The sequence below is a fragment of the Clostridium sp. DFI.5.61 genome, assembly GCF_024462915.1.
Taxonomy (GTDB): Bacteria; Bacillota; Clostridia; order Oscillospirales; family Oscillospiraceae; genus Lawsonibacter; species Lawsonibacter asaccharolyticus.
The window spans coordinates 1-17,456 of record NZ_JANGBZ010000063.1 but is presented as its reverse complement, the minus strand read 5'-3'; the positions used below and the strand labels follow the sequence as shown (position 1 = coordinate 17,456).

Sequence of the window (17,456 nt, the reverse complement as noted above, 5' to 3'; positions counted from 1 at the left end):
CGCCGGCCTGTCACGCCGGAGGTCGAGGGTTCAAGTCCCTTCCGAGTCGCCATTTAAAAATGTCAGGTTTTGCCTGTTGCTGATATAACCCCCATTGGGGGAACGTATGCTGCTATAGCTCAGTCGGTAGAGCGCATCCTTGGTAAGGATGAGGTCCCCAGTTCAAATCTGGGTAGCAGCTCCACATCGGAGTAAGCGATACAAAGCTTGCTCCGATTTGTTTTATAGAGAGCGTGCTCAGTCGTTGCGCCTCCTTATTCCAGCGGAGTGCGGTTTGGTTTGTGGTTTAATGTACCCGAAAGACCGGAATTATTTTACGAATCGGTCTTTCGGGTAAAAATTTGGATTTTCGGAAGGGTGTCCTCAAATAGAGGATACCCTTTATGTATTCAGCGAAAAAAACACGGAAACAGAACCAGGAAAAACGGTCAGAAGGAAAAGAAGAAGGACAGCCGCAATGATCAGGAGCAGAAGGGGGAGAATGTGGCTGCGGCCAGACTTGCTGGAGCGATGGGTGACCTGAATGGAAATATGAGTCGTGGCCGGAGAACTGGGAGGCTCCTCACTCTTTACAGAAGTAAGGGACTCTTTGGAGCCCTTTTTGAGAGAGGAAGTAGGGGGATTCATAATTTGAGTCATCCTTTCCTGTATCAAGTAATTGTCTGCCAGTATCTGAAAGAGTGCATCTTGTCTGGGAGGCACGCAAAACAAAATACCATGAAAAAAGGGGGAAGTCAAAACTAAAATTTAACAAAATAGGGGAGGGAGTCTGTGTGACCCTATTCATGAATAAGAAATCTGTGCAGAACGTAAAATTTATTTTTCTGATAGACTGAAGAAATATAAAGGAAGCTTTGGTAAAAAACTGGGAAATAGACACATATGAGAGAGGCACATGTTACCATCGTAATCCAAGGAGGGACAATTGTCTTTTAAAAGAAAACAAACAGGGGAAAGCAGTAGTTCTTGTGAAAATGCCGAGAAACAAAAAATCTGGAGCCCGTAGAAAGTATATTTTGCCGGCTGCGCTTTAGAAAACAGGAAATCGGCAGGGAGGGGCAAGGGGCTTCAGAGAAGGAAGATAGGGCTTGACTTGGCGGCAATATGCCAGGGAGCAGCGTAGACGCCCGGGCTTGGGCGTGGTACAATAGCGCCAAACGGGATGTAGAGGGGGACGGAGACCATGCGGAAGATCATGATCGTGGAGGATGACCCAGCCATCCGGGAGGAGCTGGCCCTCCTGCTGGAGAATGAGGGCTATCAGGCTCTGGCGGTGACGGATTTTGGGGACGTGCCGGGGCAGGCGGGGACCTTTGGGCCGGATCTGGTCCTGCTGGATCTGGGACTGCCCGGGCGGGACGGTTTCTCCCTGTGCGCCGAGCTTCGGAGACGATGCCCGGTCCCCATCGTGGTGGTGACCAGCCGGAACTCGGCGGCGGACGAGCTGCGGGCGCTCAGTCTGGGCGGAGACGACTACATCACCAAGCCGTACAGCATCCCCATTCTGCTTGCCAGGATCAAGGCGGTGCTGCGCCGCAGCGGAGGTCCGTCGGAGCCGGACATCCTGGAGGCTGGGGGAGTGCGGCTCAGCCTGTCCAGGGGGACCGTGTGGGCAAGTGGACGGACCGCGGAGCTCACCCGGAACGAGCTGAAGATCCTGGCCCACCTGATGGCCCACGCCGGGGAGATCGTGTCCCGGGCAGACCTGATCGAGGCGCTGTGGGACAGCAGGATCTATATCGATGACAACACCCTCAGTGTCAATGTGACCCGGCTGCGGAACAAGCTGGGGGAGCTGGGGCTGCCGGAGCAGATCAAGACCCGGCGGGGAATGGGGTATCAGTATGACGATCGCTGATTTTCTGTCCGACCGGCTGGGGCGGATCGTGCTCCAGGGGGGGTGCGCGGCGGCCGCCGCCCTCTTCCTGCTGGCCACCGGGACACAGCCCGGCGTGGTGGCTCTGCTCCTGATGGGGCTGATCCTGGTCTTTGTGCTGGCGCAGCTCTGGGAGTGCGTCCGGCTCCGCCGCCGCTTGGCGGAGCTAAAGGCCATTATGGAGGGGCTGGACCAGAAGCAGCTGTTTGCGGAGTGTGCCCCAAAGCCGGAAGGGCTCTGGGAACGGGAGCTGTTTGCCCTGATGCACCAGTCGGGCCAGGCCATGGTGGGCGCGGTGTCGGAGGCGCAGGCGGCCCAGCGGGAGTATCGGGAGTATGTGGAACAGTGGGTCCACGAGATCAAGACCCCCATCACGGCGGCCCGATTGATCTCCCGGACCGTAGGGCCGGATACCCGGCGCAGGCTGGAGCGGGAACTGGCCCAGATCGACGCCCACGTGGAGCGGGCCCTGTTCTATGCCAGGGCGGAGAGTCCGGAAAAGGATCTGGTGATCCGGGAGACCAGCCTGGAGGAGCTGGCGGACCAGGCCCTCCAGAGCCACAGGGCCCTGCTGATCCAGAGCGGGGTGCGGGTGGAGACCCGGGATCTGGATCAGAGGGTCTACACCGACGGGAAATGGGTATGCTTCCTGCTGGGGCAGCTGCTCCAGAACGCCGCCCGCTACCGCAGCGCCCAGCCTGTTGTCACCCTGTCCGCCCGGGCACTGGGGAGGCGGGTAGAGCTGACAGTGGAGGACAACGGTATCGGCATCCCCGCCCATGAGCTGCCCCGGATCTTTGACCGGGGCTTTACGGGCAGCAACGGACGCAGCCGGGGCGGCTCCACCGGAATGGGGCTGTATCTGGCCCGGAGGCTGGCGACTGCCTTGGAGGTCGAGCTGCGGGCCGCCTCGGAGGAGGGAAAGGGGACCCGGATGACCCTCCTCTTTCCGGCCCGGGAGAACCTTTCAAAATTGTAAGCTGAGGCCATAGAAAGCCGATACCAGTGGGGCCGGTCTTGCAGTATCCTGTAAGGGACAGCAAAGGAGGAAATCAAGATGCTGCAAGTACGGAACATCGAAAAATACTACGGGAGCAAAAACAATGTGACCAAGGCGCTGGACCGGGTCAGCTTTGAAGTGGATGACGGGGAATTTATTGCCATCATGGGGGCGTCGGGCAGCGGGAAGACCACCCTGCTCAACTGCATCTCCACCATCGACACCGTCAGCGCCGGGGACATCCTGCTGGACGGGGAGAGCATCGCCGCCCTCCCGCCCCGGGAGCTGGCCCGGTTCCGCCGGGAGCGGCTGGGCTTTGTGTTCCAGGACTTTAATCTGCTGGATACCCTGACACTGGAGGAAAACATCGGCCTGGCCCTCAGCCTGAACCACACCGACCCGGAGACGGTGCAGCGCCGGGTGCGGGAGATGGCGGCCAGGCTGGAGATCATGGATGTGCTGGAGAAATTCCCCTATCAGGTATCCGGCGGCCAGAAGCAGCGGGCGGCCTGCGCCCGGGCCATGGTGGCCGGACAGTCCCTGCTGCTGGCCGACGAGCCCACCGGAGCGCTGGATTCCAAGGCATCCAAAAACCTGCTGGAAATCATGACCAGGATGAACCGGGACATGGGGGCCACCATCCTCATGGTGACCCATGACGCATACAGTGCCAGCTATGCCGCCCGGGTCCTCTTTCTGAAGGACGGCCGGCTGTTCCACGAACTGCTCCGAGGGGAGCGGGGGCGTCCGGTTTTTTACCATGAGATCCTGGACGTGCTGGCTCTGCTGGGGGGTGATGTCAGTGACGTTATATAAGCTTTCCTGGCGCAACGCCCGGCGGCAGGCACGGGACTATCTGGTGTATTTCGTCACCATTGTGATGGCCGCCGCTCTGATCTATGCCTTCAACGGTCTGGTCTTTTCCCGGGAGATCGCCGATCTGTCGGAAAAACTGGCTTCTCTGCCCCTGATGATCGTCCTGGCCAGCGCGGCCGCAGTGCTCATCACCGGCTGGCTGGTCTCCTATACCACCGGCTTCATGCTCTCCCGCCGCAGCCGGGAGCTGGGCACCTATATTTTGATCGGGCTGGAGCACCGTCAGGTGGCCCGGCTGTTTTTTCTGGAAAACCTGGCGGTGGGCGGCGCGGCTCTGCTCCTGGGGCTGGCGGCGGGGGATCTGCTGTTTCAGGCATTGAGGGCTGTGATGCTGGCTCTGTTCGGCGCGCCCTACCGGGTCTCCCTGGCGTTCTCGCCCCCGGCGGTGGGGCTGACCCTGGTCTATTTTCTGTTCATCTACCTCTTTGCTCTCTTGAAAGGCCGGAGGCGCATCCGAAGGATGAAGATCCGGAAGCTGATCTACCTGGACCGACGGAACGAGGAGGAAGTCATCGAAAAGAGCCGGAGCCGCCGGCGGATCTTTGTTCTCTCGGTGATCCTGGGGGCAGTGGGGACCCTTCTGCTGCTGATGGGCGGGATGCTCCCCAGCCTGCTGGGCACGGGGTGCGTCATCGCCTTCCTCTACGGGTTCTTTCTCAGCTTTGCCTCAGGGGTCCCCGCCTTTTTTGAAAGGCGTCCGGCGAAAAAGTACGCTGGGCAGACTCTGCTGGTCTTCCGCACTCTCACCGCCAAGCTGGCCACCATGGGGATCGTCATGGCCACGGTCTCTCTGCTGTTCACCGCCACCCTGATCGTGGAGGGGAGCGGGATGACCTTCAGCGCCATGTTTCAGAGCCGGATGGAAAAGGCATCCGCCTTTGATCTGTACATCGGCACGAAAAACGAGGCTCATCTGGATGCCTATCAGGACCAGATCCGCCGCTCTGTTCCAGTGACAGCGGTGCGGCGGTACGCGGTCTATCAGGGGGAGGACGCCCAGGTCACCGACTATCTGGTGGACCACGCCAGCTACCACAAGTTTTCCAGCCGGGACATGCTGATGGCATTCAGCGACTATGCCGCCCTCCGGGCCATGAAGGGGTGGCCCGCAGTGACTCTGGAAACTGGGGAGTATCTGATCCACTGCCAGGACTATCTGGGACCGTCCCTGGCGGACTACCGGCAGCCCATCCGGATCTCCGGCCAGACACTGGAGCTGGCGGGGATAGAGACAGGCCCGCTGAATCAGAATCTGTGGGATGCCAATGGACACGGTTTTGTGCTGGTGGTGCCCGACGAGCTGGCCCGGAACTGTCCAGTCAGCCACGGCGCCATAGCCGCCATGACAGAGAAACCGGTGAGTGGGGAACAGTTTGCGGGGCTCTGTGCCATCCGGGACCGCTATGACGCGGCCGAGGGCCTCTACGACACCCTCTACTCCAAGGCGGATCAGGAGACAGAAGCGGCCTCCATGTCCGCCATGGTGGTGTTTCCCCTGTACTATCTGGCGCTGGTCCTCACCATGACCGCCGCTACCATCCTGACAGTCCAGCAGCTCAGCGAGACAGACCGCTACCGGGGACAGTTCGCCCTGCTGCGGAAGCTGGGCATGGACCGGCGGGAGATGCGGCGGGCGCTGGGGTGCCAGTTTGCCATCTATTACGCCATGCCTGCCCTTCCGCCGGCGCTCATTGCAGTTCCCTTTCTCCTGAACCTGGGCGGCGCGGTGGAGCCGGGAACCATGACGGGGATCTATCACCCTGCAGCCATCACCGCCCTGGCGCTGGGGCTGTTCTGCCTGATCTACCTGTTCTATATCTTGATGGCCTATACCAGCCTGAAACGAAATGTCCTGCCACAAGAGTGACAGGGGCATGGACAGTGGGCCTGCCCTCCGCTATAATAGGGGCAGCAGGGGCCCAGGGGCCCGAAACAGATGCCTGTCAGGAGGAGAGCCCATGGAGACTGTGCCTATGAAAATCATTGCCCGCATCCACAGTGATTTCCCGTCCAAGTTCGGGATACCCCGCCAGAGCGGGCTGGTGGAGGCGCTGAAGGCCAGAGTGGTCTTTGAGCCGGACTTCCGCAGCCCGGAGGCGGTGCGGGGGCTGGAGGGGTTTTCTCACATCTGGCTGATCTGGCAGTTCTCCCAGGCGGTGCGGGAGGACTGGTCCCCCACGGTGCGGCCGCCCCGGCTGGGAGGCAATACCCGCATGGGGGTCTTTGCCACCCGCTCTCCCTTCCGGCCCAACGCTGTCGGGCTGTCCTCCGTCCGCCTGGAGCGGGTGGAGCCCCATACCCCCCAGGGCCCGGTGCTCCACGTGGCGGGGGCGGACCTGATGGACGGGACCCCCATCTTTGACATCAAGCCCTACCTCCCCTATGGGGACTGCCGGCCGGAGGCCACAGGGGGCTTTGCACCCGGGGCGGACCGGCTGCTGGAAGTGGAGTTCCCGGAGCGGTGGCTGTCCCTGCTGCCGGAGGACCGGCGGCAGGCGGCCGCGGGCGTGCTGGCCCAGGACCCCCGGCCCTCCTATCAGAGGGACCCGGAGCGGATCTACGGCATGGAGTTCGCCGGCTGGGAGATCCGTTTCCAGGTGCGGGGAGAGCGGCTGACGGTGGTGGAAGTAAAAGAGAAGGGCTGACAGAGAACAGGAAGGACCGCGGCGCGTACAGGGCCGAGGTTCCGGATAGAGAACGGCGGGCGCATGACAGGCGTCCGCTGTTTTTCTCTCCGGGCCCGCATCTCAATGCAGAGCGCGCCGGGGCACCCGTTTTTGGGAAAAACAGGGGTAAAACCGGCAGAAACACAAGTTTCCACCAGGGGGAAGGAAACTTTTTTTGCAGAAACCCTTGACTTTCTACCGGGGGAAAGGGGTAGGGTGGGCCCGAAAGCCGGCCGGGACAAAACGCCGGGGCCGGTCGAAAAAGGAGGGATAAAAATGGAAGGATACGGAACGATGCCCGGGGCCGCCATGGCCTGCATGACGGCCTCCCTGCTGATCGCCTTTGGCCTGCCCCTGGGACTGGGGCTGTTTTTCCGCCGAAGAGGCGGGCGCTGGCGGGCCTTTCTTCTGGGGGCGGCGGTGTTTCTGGTATTTGCCCTGGTGCTGGAGCAGAGAGCCCACCAGCTCATCCTAGGCGGCCCTGCGGGCGGGGTCATTACGGGCGATCTGGGACTCTACGCACTGTATGGGGGCCTGATGGCGGGGCTGTTTGAGGAGACGGGGAGATTTGCCGCCTTTCAGCTGCTGAGGCGGAGCGGGAAGGGGGGCACGCCCCAGGACGCCCTGATCTACGGGGCGGGCCACGGCGGCATGGAGGCGGTACTGCTGGTGGGGCTGACCAACGTCAGCAACCTGCTGCTCTCCTTCTGGCTGAACACAGGCACGCTGGAGCAGCACATGGGCCAGCTGGATGACGCGGCGGCCCAGGCGCTGGCGGCTGCGGTGGCCGCGCCGCCCCACACCTATCTGTGGGGCGGGCTGGAGCGGATCGTGGCCGTTGCCATCCACATCTCCCTGTCGGTGCTGGTCTGGCGGGCTGTGGAGCGCCGGGCGTCCCTGTGGCTCTTCCCCGCGGCCATCGCCCTCCACGCGGGGGTGGACGCCTGTGCCATCCTGGCCGCGGCCCATATGCCCCTGGCGGGGGTGGAGCTGGTGGCGCTGGTTTGGGCTGTGGCCCTGGCCGTGCTGGCACGGTGGATCTGGCGGCAGAGAGAGAAAAAATCTTTATGAAATGACGGAAAATGCTTGACCTTCCCCTCGCTGGAGGGTATAACCTAACCACAGAGCGAGGGGGATACCGATGAAGATCAACGAAGTCGAGGCCCTGGTGGGCATCACAAAGAAGAACATCCGCTTCTATGAGGAGCAGGGGCTGCTGAAGCCGGGGCGGAACAGCCAGAACGGCTATCGGGAGTACGGTGAGCCGGAGGTGGAGCTCCTGCGGCAGATTAAGCTGCTGAGAAAGCTGGGAGTCCCCCTGGAGGAGATCCGGCAGATGCAGACGGGCAGCCGGACCCTGGGGGACGGGATGCGCCGGCATCTGGTCACGCTGGAGCGGGAGCGGAAGAATCTGGACCAGGCGGTCCAGTTCTGTCAGGCGCTGAAGGACCGGGAGGTCCGGTTGGACAGTCTGGACGCGGGGGGACTGCTCCGGGAGATGGAACAGATGGAGCAGGAGGGGGCTACCTTTCTGGACCGCCAGCAGGGAGACACCCGCAGGATCCGATATGTGGCCCCGGTGGTGGTGACGCTGCTCACCGTGTTCCTGATGGGGGGGCTGATCGCCCTGATGCTGTGGGGCTTCTCCATCGATGCGGAGGATGCGCCCCCGCTGCCCCTGCTGGTGGTGCTGGTGGCTATCCCGGGCGTGGTGATCCTGGGGGTCCTGCTGGCTATGATCCAGCGATTTCGGGAGATCGAGAAAGGAGAGGCGGAGGATGCGAAGCAATACTGACCGAAAACCCAGCCGGCTGGCCCCGGTCCTGGCGGCGCTGGGCACCATTTTGGTGGTGTTCATCCTGGTAGGCACCATGCTGTGGGCCTTCCTCAGCGCAGGCGGGGCGGATACCATCGCGGTGGGCGTCATGGCCCTGTACGGCGTGGTGGGGCTGGCGGTGGTGGGAGGAGTGCTGGCCGCCCTGATCCAGCGGCTGAGGGAAATTAAAAGAGGGGAGGAAGAGGATGCCAAAAAATATTGACCCGGGCCAGCGCGCCCAGAAGAAGGACGCCAGGAAGGGCGCGGCCTTTTTTGCCCTGGTCCAGCTGGCCATGGCACTGCTTCTGCTGTGGGGCAGATCCCAGCTGGCCGGACTGGAGGGGCTGGACTGGCTGCGGCTGCTCCTGTTGATCCTGGCAGTGGGCGACCTGGTGACCATCCCAGCCGTGTGGATCGTGCTGAAGCAACGAATGAAAGAAATTGAAGGAGGAGAGCTGGATGCTGCTCGTAAATATTGAATATATCCCTGGAAAAGAGATCGAGGCACTGGGCATGGTGAAGGGGACTGTGGTGCAGTCCAAGAATTTTGGAAAGGACTTCATGGCGGGTATGAAGACGCTGGTGGGCGGCGAGATCACCGGCTATACGGAGATGCTCAACGAGGCCCGGCAGATCGCGGTGAAGCGGATGGTGGATGAGGCGGAGGCCCTGGGGGCCGACGCGGTCATCAACGTGCGCTACGGCTCCTCCTCTGTGATGCAGGGGGCAGCTGAGGTCATTGCCTACGGCACGGCGGTGAAGTATAAATGACCGATCGGCCCGGGGGCAGGGAGATGGGGGGATATCTGCTCCTCTCCTATGGGACGGCGTGGGGGATCTGGCTGATGTGTGGAATGATGCCCCCGGGCGCTGTCACTGCTCAGCTGCTCAACACGGTGGTGATGTGGACGCCTGCCTTGGCGGTGTGGCTGATGTGGCTGGCGGGGAGGCGCAGACCGGTGCTGTCTTTCTCCCTGCGGCCCGCCCTGAGAAGGAACTGGAAGTGGTATCTGGCTGCCTGGGCCCTATCCCTGGCTGCCGCAGTCCTGGGTGCGCTGCTCTATTTTGGCGTATATCCCCGGGATTTTGACAGCACGCTTCCAGCCTTGGCGCCAATGATGGAACAGGCGGGGATCTCTAGGAGCACGGTGGTATCCCTGCTGCTGGGGGTACTGGTCTACGGTCCGGTGATCAATCTGTTCTTTGCCATAGGAGAGGAGATCGGCTGGCGGGGGTTTCTCTATCCGGCCCTGCGGCAGAGGATGTCTACCCTCCCTGCCTGCCTGCTGGTGGGCGCGATTTGGGGTTTGTGGCACACACCGATCAATCTTATGGGACACAACTATGGCACCAGCTATCCCGGCTTCCCATGGCTGGGGATTCTGGGGATGTGCCTCTTTACCACCTCGGCAGGCACTTTCCTGGCCTGGCTGTCGGAGAGGAGCGGTTCCCTCTGGCCGGCGGCGCTGGCCCACGGGACGATCAACGCCGCCGCACAGGTCGCTCTGCTGTTCCGGGGGGCGGAAGGGGCAGTGCGCCAGATCTGGGGTCCTGCCGTCACCGGCATACTGGCGGGGATGCCCATGCTGGTCCTGTCGGCTGTCCTTCTGGTGCGGAAGGGAAGCTGGCGGAAAAGCCGGTAAAATCGTAAAAGCCCGGGGCGGCACTGATGTGCCGCCCCGGGCTTTGGTCTGACACAGAACTAGGAGGGAGAGTCAGGGGGAAAGCAGCTGGGCGTACTCCTCCGCCGGGGGCACCCGGCCCACCGCGGACAGAGAGAGCTGGGAGAAGTCAAAGATCTGCTCCGCCATCTGCCGCAGCTGAGGGACGGTGACCGCGTCATAGGCATCCAGGATGTCGTCCTGCTCCAGCACAGAGCCATAGAGCAGCTGGGAGGTGCCCAGGTGGCTCATGCGGGCCTGAATGGATTCCAGCCCCATGAGCACGCTGGCCTTGACCTGCTCCCGGGCCCGCTCCAGCTCCTCCTGGGTGGGGCCGTGCTCCGCCAGCTCCCGGAGCAGGGCGCAGGCAGCATCCAGCGCCTCCCCCTCCAGCTCGGGGCTGAGGGCGGTGTACACCCCCAGCAGGCCGGTGTCGGCGTGGTCGGCTACATAGGAGTAAGTGGTGTAGCACAGCCCCCGCTTCTCCCGAAGCTCCTGAAACAGCCGGGAGGAGACGCCGCCCCCCAGGATGGAGTTGAGCAGCAGCAGCTGGTAACGGCGGGGGTCCAGATAGCTGAAGGCGGGGAAGGCCAGGATCAGGTGGTTCTGCTCTGTGGGCTTTCGCCGGACGGTGAAGGCGGGGCGGTAGCGGGCCCCCTTGCAGCTGGGGACGTGGCCGGGCTCCAGCTCAGAGAGGATGGCGCGCAGCTCCTCCACGGCCTGGGGGGTGAAGCTGCCGGTGAGGGCGGTGACCAGATTGCCGGGGCGGTAGTGGGCCTCCTGATAGGCCCGAAGGCTCTCCCCTGTCATCTTGTTCAGGGTGGAGGCTTTCCCCAGGATGGGGCGGGACAACGGGGAACCCTGGTAGACCGCGGCGGCCAGCCGCTCCGCGGCCAGGTCCTCCGGGGTATCCTCATACATCCCGATCTCCTCCAGAATGACCCCGCGCTCCAGCTCTACGTCCCCCTGAGCAAAACGGGAGTGGAACAGCATGTCGCTGAGCAGGTCGATGGCCCGGTGCAGGTGGCTGTCCAGACACCGGGCATAGTAACAGGTGAGCTCCTTAGTGGTATAGGCGTTGATCTGCCCGCCGATGGCGTCGGTCTCCCGGGCCAGAGCGCCAGCGTCCCTCCGCTGGGTCCCCTTGAAGGACATGTGCTCAATAAAGTGGGCCGCGCCGCTCTCCGCGGCGCGCTCGTGGCGGGAGCCGGTGCCCACAAAGAACCCCAGGGCCGCGGTGCGGGCTCCGGGGACGAATTCGGTCAGTAGCTTTGCCCCGTTGGGCAGGGTAATGGAACGGTACATAGATCTCTCCTTCGAAAAGATTGACTGCGGGGGAGGCAGCCACCTATCCTGGCAAGTCTTAGACAGTCTATAACAGAATGGTCGGAAAATCAAGAAAAAAGACGAAAAGAAGGGCGCGGGGGCCGAAAATTCGGCCTCCGCGCCCGGGCAGAAGGCGGTCAGCCCCGCAGGGCGCTGTTCCACAGGCGCTTGAGTCCCTGCATCCCGGCTGTCTGCATGATCTGCACGCTGGGATAGGCATTGCCCTCGATAAGCACAGGACCCTGGGCGGTGACGGCCACGTCCCAGCCCACGATGATGGCGTTGGGGACCAGGGTCACCGCCTCCTCCACCGTCCGGCGCACCTGTTCCCACTGGGGGACCTGAAAGCCGGGGATAGTCAGGCCGGTGGTGGGGTGGAGGAGGAAGCGGTGCTCCATCAGATCGGCCCCCTGGGTGGTGACGATGCCGGTGTCCACGTCCAGGCCGGCGAAAATGCCTCCGGAGCAGCCGTTGTCCACAAAGCCGCCGCCCACCCCCATGCGCAGGACGGCGGAGCAAAGCTTTCCCCGGATGGTGAGGGCCCGGACTGTATTCACCGAGCTGGGGTGGAGGGCGGCCATCTCCGGGCACTGCTCCAGCAGCTCCTCGGCGATCATATCCTGGGAGGTGAGCCGCTCCCACACCTGATCCCGGTTGTTTGGAGTGATGGTGCACAGCTCCACGCCGTGGCCGCCGGAGTCAGTGCGGGGCTTGATGATGCAGCGGGGATGGCGGTCCGCAAAGGCGTCGAATTCCTCCCGGCTGTTCCGGCACACCCGGCCGATCCAGTCCCGGTGCACATAGGCCTGGAACCGGTCCAGAAAGCGGTCCTTCTCCTCAAAGTCGGCGAAGGCGGTCTGGGGGTTCTTGCGGTGGATATCCCGCATGTCGTACAGGGTGACGAATTCTGCCCGGCCCCGGCGGTTGCGCTCATAGAAGTGGTAGAGGAAGTAGTCGGCGATGGTGCAGCGGTGGACCAGAAAGGCCCCCAGATAGCTGAACATCAGCCATGTGCGGGAGTAGCCCAGCTCCTGGATGGGGTAGCGGCCCATCTCGTCGAAGCGGTCCAGCAGACGTTTGATCTTTCCCATAGTGCGGCCTCCTTTGCGGATCAATCGGCCCGGCGGGCCTGGATGCGGCGCATCCCGGCCTCCACCCCCCGGTGGAGCAGGATGCCCAAAAGGATGTTCAGGAAAAAGGCAAGGAAATAGTAGGGGCCAGTCCCCAGAGGGAGCCAGCTGCGCAGCAGAGCAGTCTCGGAGAAGAGGCTGACGTTGAGCAGATAGATCTCCAGACTGTGCTCCCCCACCAGCCGCAGTCCCCGGCGCAGCCATCCCAGGGGCAGGTGTTCAAAGCAGGCGCAGCCCGCCAGGCACATGGGGACGGTGGTGAACAGAAACAGATGGCACATGGGGAGGTGGGGGACCTCCAGCCGGGGCAGGGCCGCGGCCAGGTAGCACAGGCCGGCCGCCAGCCACAGGGTCCAGAACAGCAGATCACGCCTGCCCAGCCGGCGGTCCTCCCACACATAGAGCCCCACCAGCAGCCCCAGAAAAAAGATGGGGAAGCGGTAAAAGACGTCCAGGTAGTGCCAGTACTCGTCCTGGATCAGCACGTGGCACACAGCCACCGCCGCGGCGCCGGCCCCTGCCGTCCACAGCACCCGGTGCCTGGAGCGGCGCAGCCGGCGGAAACACCAGGGGGCGAGGACATAGAAGAGCAGGATGCCGGACACATACCAGTTGAAGGCCCCAGGGGCATGGACCCAGTAGGCGAGGAGGGTGGAGTTCCACACCAGGGCGGAGAGGGGGGCCTGTCCCCGAAGAATGAGGAAGAGGGTGTAGGGAACCATCACCACAAAATAGGCGGGGAGGATGCGCCGGGCCCGGCGTGCCAGAAAGGCACCGTATTCCTGCTCCAGGCGGCTCAGGGAGAGGGACAGCCCCATGGCGGAGAGCAGGATGAAGATGTCCACCCCGCCGAAGCCCGCCGCCCGAAACAGGTCCAGCCCGGGGATGGGGAAGGTCAGATCGGCGGCATGGAACAGCATCACCCAGAGCATGGCGGCCCCCATCAGCTCAGAGCGATATTTGCTTAACACAGAATAGCCCATAGCTTTGTCCCCATCAGAAAAAGGCGGCGGAGTGCCCGCACTCCGCCGCCAAACTCACGTGTGGATAGTTATTTCACGCTCTCACCGGCGGCCTGCTTGGCTTTGATCTCCCGCAGGGCGTCCTTGTAGGACAGGTTGACCCGGCCCTTGTCATCGATATCGGTGACCTTGACCCAGATCATGTCGCCAATATTGACCACGTCCTCTACCTTCTCCACCCGGCGCTCCGCCAGCTTGGAGATGTGGACCATGCCGTCCTTGCCGGGGGCCAGCTCCACGAAAGCGCCGAACTGGAGGATGCGGACCACCTTGCCGTAATACAACTGGCCCACCTCGGGGACGAAGACGATGGTCTCGATCATCTTCTTGGCGGCGTCACAGGCCTCGGCGTTGGGGGAGGCGATGTGGATGGTGCCGTCATCCTCGATGTCCACCTGAGCACCGGACTCGGCGGTGATCTTCTGGATGACGGAGCCGCCCTTGCCGATGACCTCCCGGATCTTGTCGGGGTCGATTTTGATGGTGATCATCTTGGGGGCATACTTGCTCACCTCGGGCCGGGGGGCGGCGATACAGGGGAGCATGATCTCGTCCAGAATGGCGTACCGGGCATCCCGGGTGATGTCCAGGGCTTCCTTGATGATCTCGTGGGTCAGGCCGTCGTTCTTCAGGTCCATCTGGATGGCGGTGATGCCCGCCTTGGTGCCTGCCACCTTGAAGTCCATCTCACCGTGAAAGTCCTCCACGCCCTGGATGTCGATGAAGGTGGTGAAGCCGCCGTCGTCGTCCTGGATCAAACCGCAGGAGATGCCGGCGACAGGGGCCTTGATGGGCACGCCGGCGTCCATGAGGGCCAGGGTGGAGCCGCAGATGGAGCCCTGAGAGGTGGAGCCGTTGGAGGAGAGCACCTCGGAGACCACGCGGATGGCATAGGGGAACTCATCTTGGCTGGGCAGCACGGGGAGCAGGGCCCGCTCGGCCAGAGCGCCGTGACCGTACTCCCGCCGGTTGGTGGAGCGGGGCGGCTTGGCTTCGCCCACGGAATAGGGCGGGAAGTTGTAGTGGTGCATATACCGCTTCTCGGTCTCTTCCCAGATGGTGTCCAGCTTCTGGGAGGCGGCCAGGGTGTTCAGGGTGCACACGGACAGGACCTGGGTCTGACCGCGGGTGAACAGGCCGGAGCCGTGGACCCGGGGCAGCACGCCCACCTCGGCGGCCAGGGGACGGATCTCGTTTTTGGCGCGGCCATCCACACGGTGGCCCTCCAGCAGCCATGCCTTGACGATCTTCTTCTGGAATTTGTAAGTGAACTCCTCCAGGTACTGGTCCATATCCGGATACTCCTCCAGATACTTCTCGTGCCAGTGGTCGATCATGGAGTTCCAGCGGGTCTCCCGGACATTCTTGTCGTCGGTATCCATGGCGGCCTTGGCCTCGTCCATGAAGTCGGCCACGATCTTGTCGAACAGCTCCTGGTTGAACTGAGCGTGCTCATACTCCATCTTGGGCTTGCCGATTTCGGCAACGATCTGGTTGATGAAGGCCACCTGCTTCTTGATCTCCTCGTGGGCCTTCACGATGCCGGCGTACATGATCTCGTCGGGGATCTCGTCGGCCCCGGCCTCGATCATGACCACCTTCTCAGCGGTGGCGGCCACAGTCACGTCCATGCGGGAGGTCTTGCGCTGCTCCTGATTGGGATTGAGGACGATCTGACCGTCCACATAGCCCACCTCCAGGCAGCCGATGGGGCCGGCGAAGGGGATCTCGGAATAGCTCACACAGGCAGAGGCACCGATCATGGCGGCCACCTCGGGGGAGCAGTCGTAGTCCACGCTCATGACGGTGCACTGGATGCACACGTCGTTGCGGAAGTCGTAGGGGAACAGGGGGCGCATGGGCCGGTCGATCAGGCGGCTGGCCAGCACGGCGGGCAGAGAGGGACGGCCCTCCCGGCGCATGAAGGAGCCGGGGATGCGGCCCACGGCGTACAGCTTCTCCTCAAAGTCCACGGACAGGGGGAAGAAGTCCACCCCGTCCCGGGGGCGGGGGGAGACGGTGACGGCCACCATGACGGTGGTCTCGCCATATTTGACCATGGCGGAGGCGCTGGCCAGCTCGGCCACCTTGCCCACCTCGATGGTCAGGGGACGGCCGCACAGGTCCATGGTCCAGCTCTTGAACTTGGGGAATTCCTTGTGCTTGATGATGGTTGACATGTCTACACTCCTTTGTTGAAGTTTTTTGTCCCGGAGGTGGAATACCAGCCCTTTAGCACTTGAATCCGGGTCTGAAGGAAGGCCCTCCTCATGCCGGCGCCCGCCCGCTTCAGGCCCGGATTCAACTGCTAAAAAAGCGGCATTGCCCTCGGGAAAAGTTGGTCTCAGATGGGAAGAAAGGGTGGCGCAGGCGCGCCACCCCTTATTCAACAAATCACTTACGGATGCCCAGCTTGGCAATGATAGCGCGGTAGCGCTCGATGTCCTTGGCCATCAGATAGTCCAGCATCTTGCGGCGCTTACCGACCATCTTCAGCAGGCCGCGGCGGGAGTGGTTGTCCTGCTTGTGGACCTTCAGGTGCTCGGTGAGCTCGTTGATACGGGCAGTGAGGATGGCGATCTGGACCTCGGGGGAGCCGGTGTCCGTGGGATGGGTGCGGTTGGCCTCAATCACGGCCGTCTTTTCGTCCTTGCGGATCATGGGAGATTCCACCTTTCCAATGATTTGCCCAAAGGGCTGCGTAACAGGTGGGTGAAGCCCCGGGCTCTTGTCCGGGCCGTACCCTGAAACGAAGCGGATGGGCAGGATGACGCATGATTCCATGCTGGGATACTATATCATAGTTTGGCCCGGCTGTAAAGGAAAAAATCGGGGTTTTTCGGAAATTTTCCGCGGTGTGCCGGGGAGAGAAAAAACACCGGAGGTCCGGGCGGACCTCCGGCGGAACGGTTCATTCCGGGATGGAGTAGTGCTCCACGATATAGTCCCGCACCCTCTGGGCAGCGGGAGACATGGGGCGGGAGCGGGACCAGGAGAGATAGACCGTGCGGACAAACTCCTTGTCCTGGTCAGAGATGGGGATGATGGACACCTTCTCCGTGTCCATGGCTGGAACCTGGGGAAGCACTGACACCCCGAATTTCAGGGCCACATACTGGAGGGCGGCATTGCACTCCCGCACCTCGAACACCACGTTGGGCACCGCGCCCCGCTGGGCGAAGATGCGGTCCATCTGGGTGCGCAGGCTGCTGGGCTTGTCCAGCATCACCTGGGGCTCCCGGGCAAAGTCATCAAAGGTGACGGAGTGGCGGGCAGCCAGGGGGTGGTCGCTGGGGACCGCCAGATACAGGGGCTGACGCATGATGATGACCGATTCGGCCCAGTCATCCCGGTGCATCTCGAAGGCCATATCCAGCTCCCCGGCCTTCAACTGGTTAAAGATATCAAAGGAAGGGCCCTCTGTAAACTGGAAGCGGATGCTCCGGTTGTCCTCCTCCCGGTAGAAGCCCTCCACCAGCGCAGGGATCAGGGAGGCGGAGATGCTGTGGAAGTAGCCCAGCTTGGCTACTTGGGGCAGATTGCCCGCCATCTGTTCCAGAACAGCGGCCCCCTCGTCCAGCAGGGCCAGGGAACGCTGCACATAGGGGAGAAACTGTTCCCCATAGGCGGTCAGGCTGATCTTCCGGTTCTCCTTCTCGAACAGCTTGACCCCCAGTTCCTTTTCCAGCTCGCTGATGGAATAGCTGAGGGAGGGCTGGGAGATGTGCAGCTCTTCCGCCGCCCTGGTGTAGTGCAGGACACGGGCCAGGACCTGAAAATATTGGAGCTGAAGCAAAGTCAAGAAGTCCACCTCCCTGCATGGTTTGGCGAAGCCGGAGTCGAGCCTGAGGGAGTCGATTCCTGGTGCCGGGTCTAATTTAAGGACATATTATAAAGATATTCTATTCCGGGGCCGGTGTCAAGCATAACCATTGTCCCTTCGGGGGAAAGGAGAGGAAAAATCATCCATATGACAGAAAAAAGGCCAAAGAATGAAAAAGTTTTTCATAAAATGCCTCTATCATTTTCATTGAAATGAAGTATTGGACGGGAGAGGAAGAAGTGGTATAATGGCGACAGTAA

The 17,456-nt window shown here is 62.3% G+C and carries 18 protein-coding genes and 1 tRNA gene; 13 read left to right on the top strand and 6 right to left on the bottom strand.

What is annotated here, in order from left to right; all coding sequences use genetic code 11:
• The first annotated feature begins 108 nt into the window (after positions 1–108).
• The 13 genes from NE584_RS17045 to NE584_RS16985 all read left to right on the top strand — a co-directional run bounded on the left by NE584_RS17045 (position 109) and on the right by NE584_RS16985 (position 9,877).
• Positions 109–184, top strand: a tRNA-Thr gene (locus NE584_RS17045).
• Positions 185–279: 95 nt separating this feature from the next.
• Positions 280–744: a hypothetical protein gene (locus NE584_RS17040; protein WP_256183333.1), complete on the top strand. Its 465-nt coding sequence runs from the start codon at positions 280–282 to the stop codon at positions 742–744.
• Between the two features lie 439 nt (positions 745–1,183).
• Complete coding sequence (locus tag NE584_RS17035) at positions 1,184–1,858, top strand: response regulator transcription factor (protein WP_050622443.1); 675 nt, start codon at positions 1,184–1,186, stop codon at positions 1,856–1,858.
• On the top strand, positions 1,845–2,855 hold the full coding sequence (locus NE584_RS17030) for a HAMP domain-containing sensor histidine kinase (RefSeq protein ID WP_256183332.1): 1,011 nt from the start codon (positions 1,845–1,847) through the stop codon (positions 2,853–2,855). Before NE584_RS17035 ends, NE584_RS17030 begins: the two co-directional genes overlap by 14 nt.
• A 78-nt stretch (positions 2,856–2,933) precedes the next feature.
• Positions 2,934–3,692, top strand: coding sequence for an ABC transporter ATP-binding protein (locus tag NE584_RS17025; protein ID WP_256183331.1), 759 nt, complete (start codon positions 2,934–2,936; stop codon positions 3,690–3,692).
• A complete protein-coding gene (locus tag NE584_RS17020) occupies positions 3,673–5,619 on the top strand; it encodes an FtsX-like permease family protein (RefSeq protein WP_256183330.1) in 1,947 nt (648 codons plus the stop codon). Before NE584_RS17025 ends, NE584_RS17020 begins: the two co-directional genes overlap by 20 nt.
• A gap of 91 nt (positions 5,620–5,710) precedes the next feature.
• Positions 5,711–6,397 carry a tRNA (N6-threonylcarbamoyladenosine(37)-N6)-methyltransferase TrmO gene (gene tsaA / locus NE584_RS17015; RefSeq protein WP_050622447.1) on the top strand — a complete coding sequence of 229 codons (687 nt, stop codon included), beginning with the start codon at positions 5,711–5,713 and terminating at the stop codon, positions 6,395–6,397.
• Positions 6,398–6,694: 297 nt separating this feature from the next.
• Positions 6,695–7,489, top strand: a complete 795-nt coding sequence (locus NE584_RS17010; RefSeq protein ID WP_050622448.1) for a YhfC family intramembrane metalloprotease — start codon at positions 6,695–6,697, stop codon at positions 7,487–7,489.
• Positions 7,490–7,559: 70 nt separating this feature from the next.
• Entirely contained in the window at positions 7,560–8,213 is a 654-nt protein-coding gene (locus NE584_RS17005; protein ID WP_050622449.1) for a MerR family transcriptional regulator, read from the top strand.
• A complete protein-coding gene (locus tag NE584_RS17000) occupies positions 8,197–8,457 on the top strand; it encodes a hypothetical protein (protein WP_050622450.1) in 261 nt (86 codons plus the stop codon). The genes NE584_RS17005 and NE584_RS17000 overlap by 17 nt, the downstream gene beginning before the upstream one ends.
• Entirely contained in the window at positions 8,441–8,713 is a 273-nt protein-coding gene (locus NE584_RS16995; protein WP_050622451.1) for a hypothetical protein, read from the top strand. Before NE584_RS17000 ends, NE584_RS16995 begins: the two co-directional genes overlap by 17 nt.
• The gene (locus NE584_RS16990) at positions 8,694–9,005 is read left to right on the top strand and encodes a YbjQ family protein (RefSeq protein ID WP_050622452.1); all 312 of its coding nucleotides are present in this window, start codon (positions 8,694–8,696) and stop codon (positions 9,003–9,005) included. The genes NE584_RS16995 and NE584_RS16990 overlap by 20 nt, the downstream gene beginning before the upstream one ends.
• Positions 9,002–9,877, top strand: coding sequence for a CPBP family intramembrane glutamic endopeptidase (locus tag NE584_RS16985; protein WP_108980176.1), 876 nt, complete (start codon positions 9,002–9,004; stop codon positions 9,875–9,877). The genes NE584_RS16990 and NE584_RS16985 overlap by 4 nt, the downstream gene beginning before the upstream one ends.
• 72 nt (positions 9,878–9,949) lie before the next feature.
• On the opposite strand, the gene NE584_RS16980 is transcribed toward NE584_RS16985, so the two are convergent.
• From NE584_RS16980 to NE584_RS16955, 6 genes are all read right to left on the bottom strand, one after another.
• A complete protein-coding gene (locus NE584_RS16980; protein ID WP_108980175.1) occupies positions 9,950–11,200 on the bottom strand; it encodes a pitrilysin family protein in 1,251 nt (416 codons plus the stop codon).
• Between the two features lie 158 nt (positions 11,201–11,358).
• On the bottom strand, positions 11,359–12,312 hold the full coding sequence (locus NE584_RS16975; protein ID WP_108980174.1) for a sugar-transfer associated ATP-grasp domain-containing protein: 954 nt from the start codon (positions 12,310–12,312) through the stop codon (positions 11,359–11,361).
• A gap of 20 nt (positions 12,313–12,332) precedes the next feature.
• Positions 12,333–13,334 (bottom strand): acyltransferase, encoded by a 1,002-nt coding sequence (locus NE584_RS16970; RefSeq protein WP_108980173.1) that lies wholly within the window; start codon positions 13,332–13,334, stop codon positions 12,333–12,335.
• Positions 13,335–13,402: 68 nt separating this feature from the next.
• A complete protein-coding gene (locus tag NE584_RS16965) occupies positions 13,403–15,553 on the bottom strand; it encodes a polyribonucleotide nucleotidyltransferase (protein ID WP_108980172.1) in 2,151 nt (716 codons plus the stop codon).
• 214 nt (positions 15,554–15,767) lie between these two features.
• On the bottom strand, positions 15,768–16,034 hold the full coding sequence (rpsO, locus tag NE584_RS16960; protein ID WP_008982127.1) for a 30S ribosomal protein S15: 267 nt from the start codon (positions 16,032–16,034) through the stop codon (positions 15,768–15,770).
• Positions 16,035–16,284: 250 nt separating this feature from the next.
• Positions 16,285–17,175, bottom strand: a complete 891-nt coding sequence (locus tag NE584_RS16955) for a LysR family transcriptional regulator (RefSeq protein ID WP_256183328.1) — start codon at positions 17,173–17,175, stop codon at positions 16,285–16,287.
• Between the last annotated feature and the right edge of the window lie 281 nt (positions 17,176–17,456).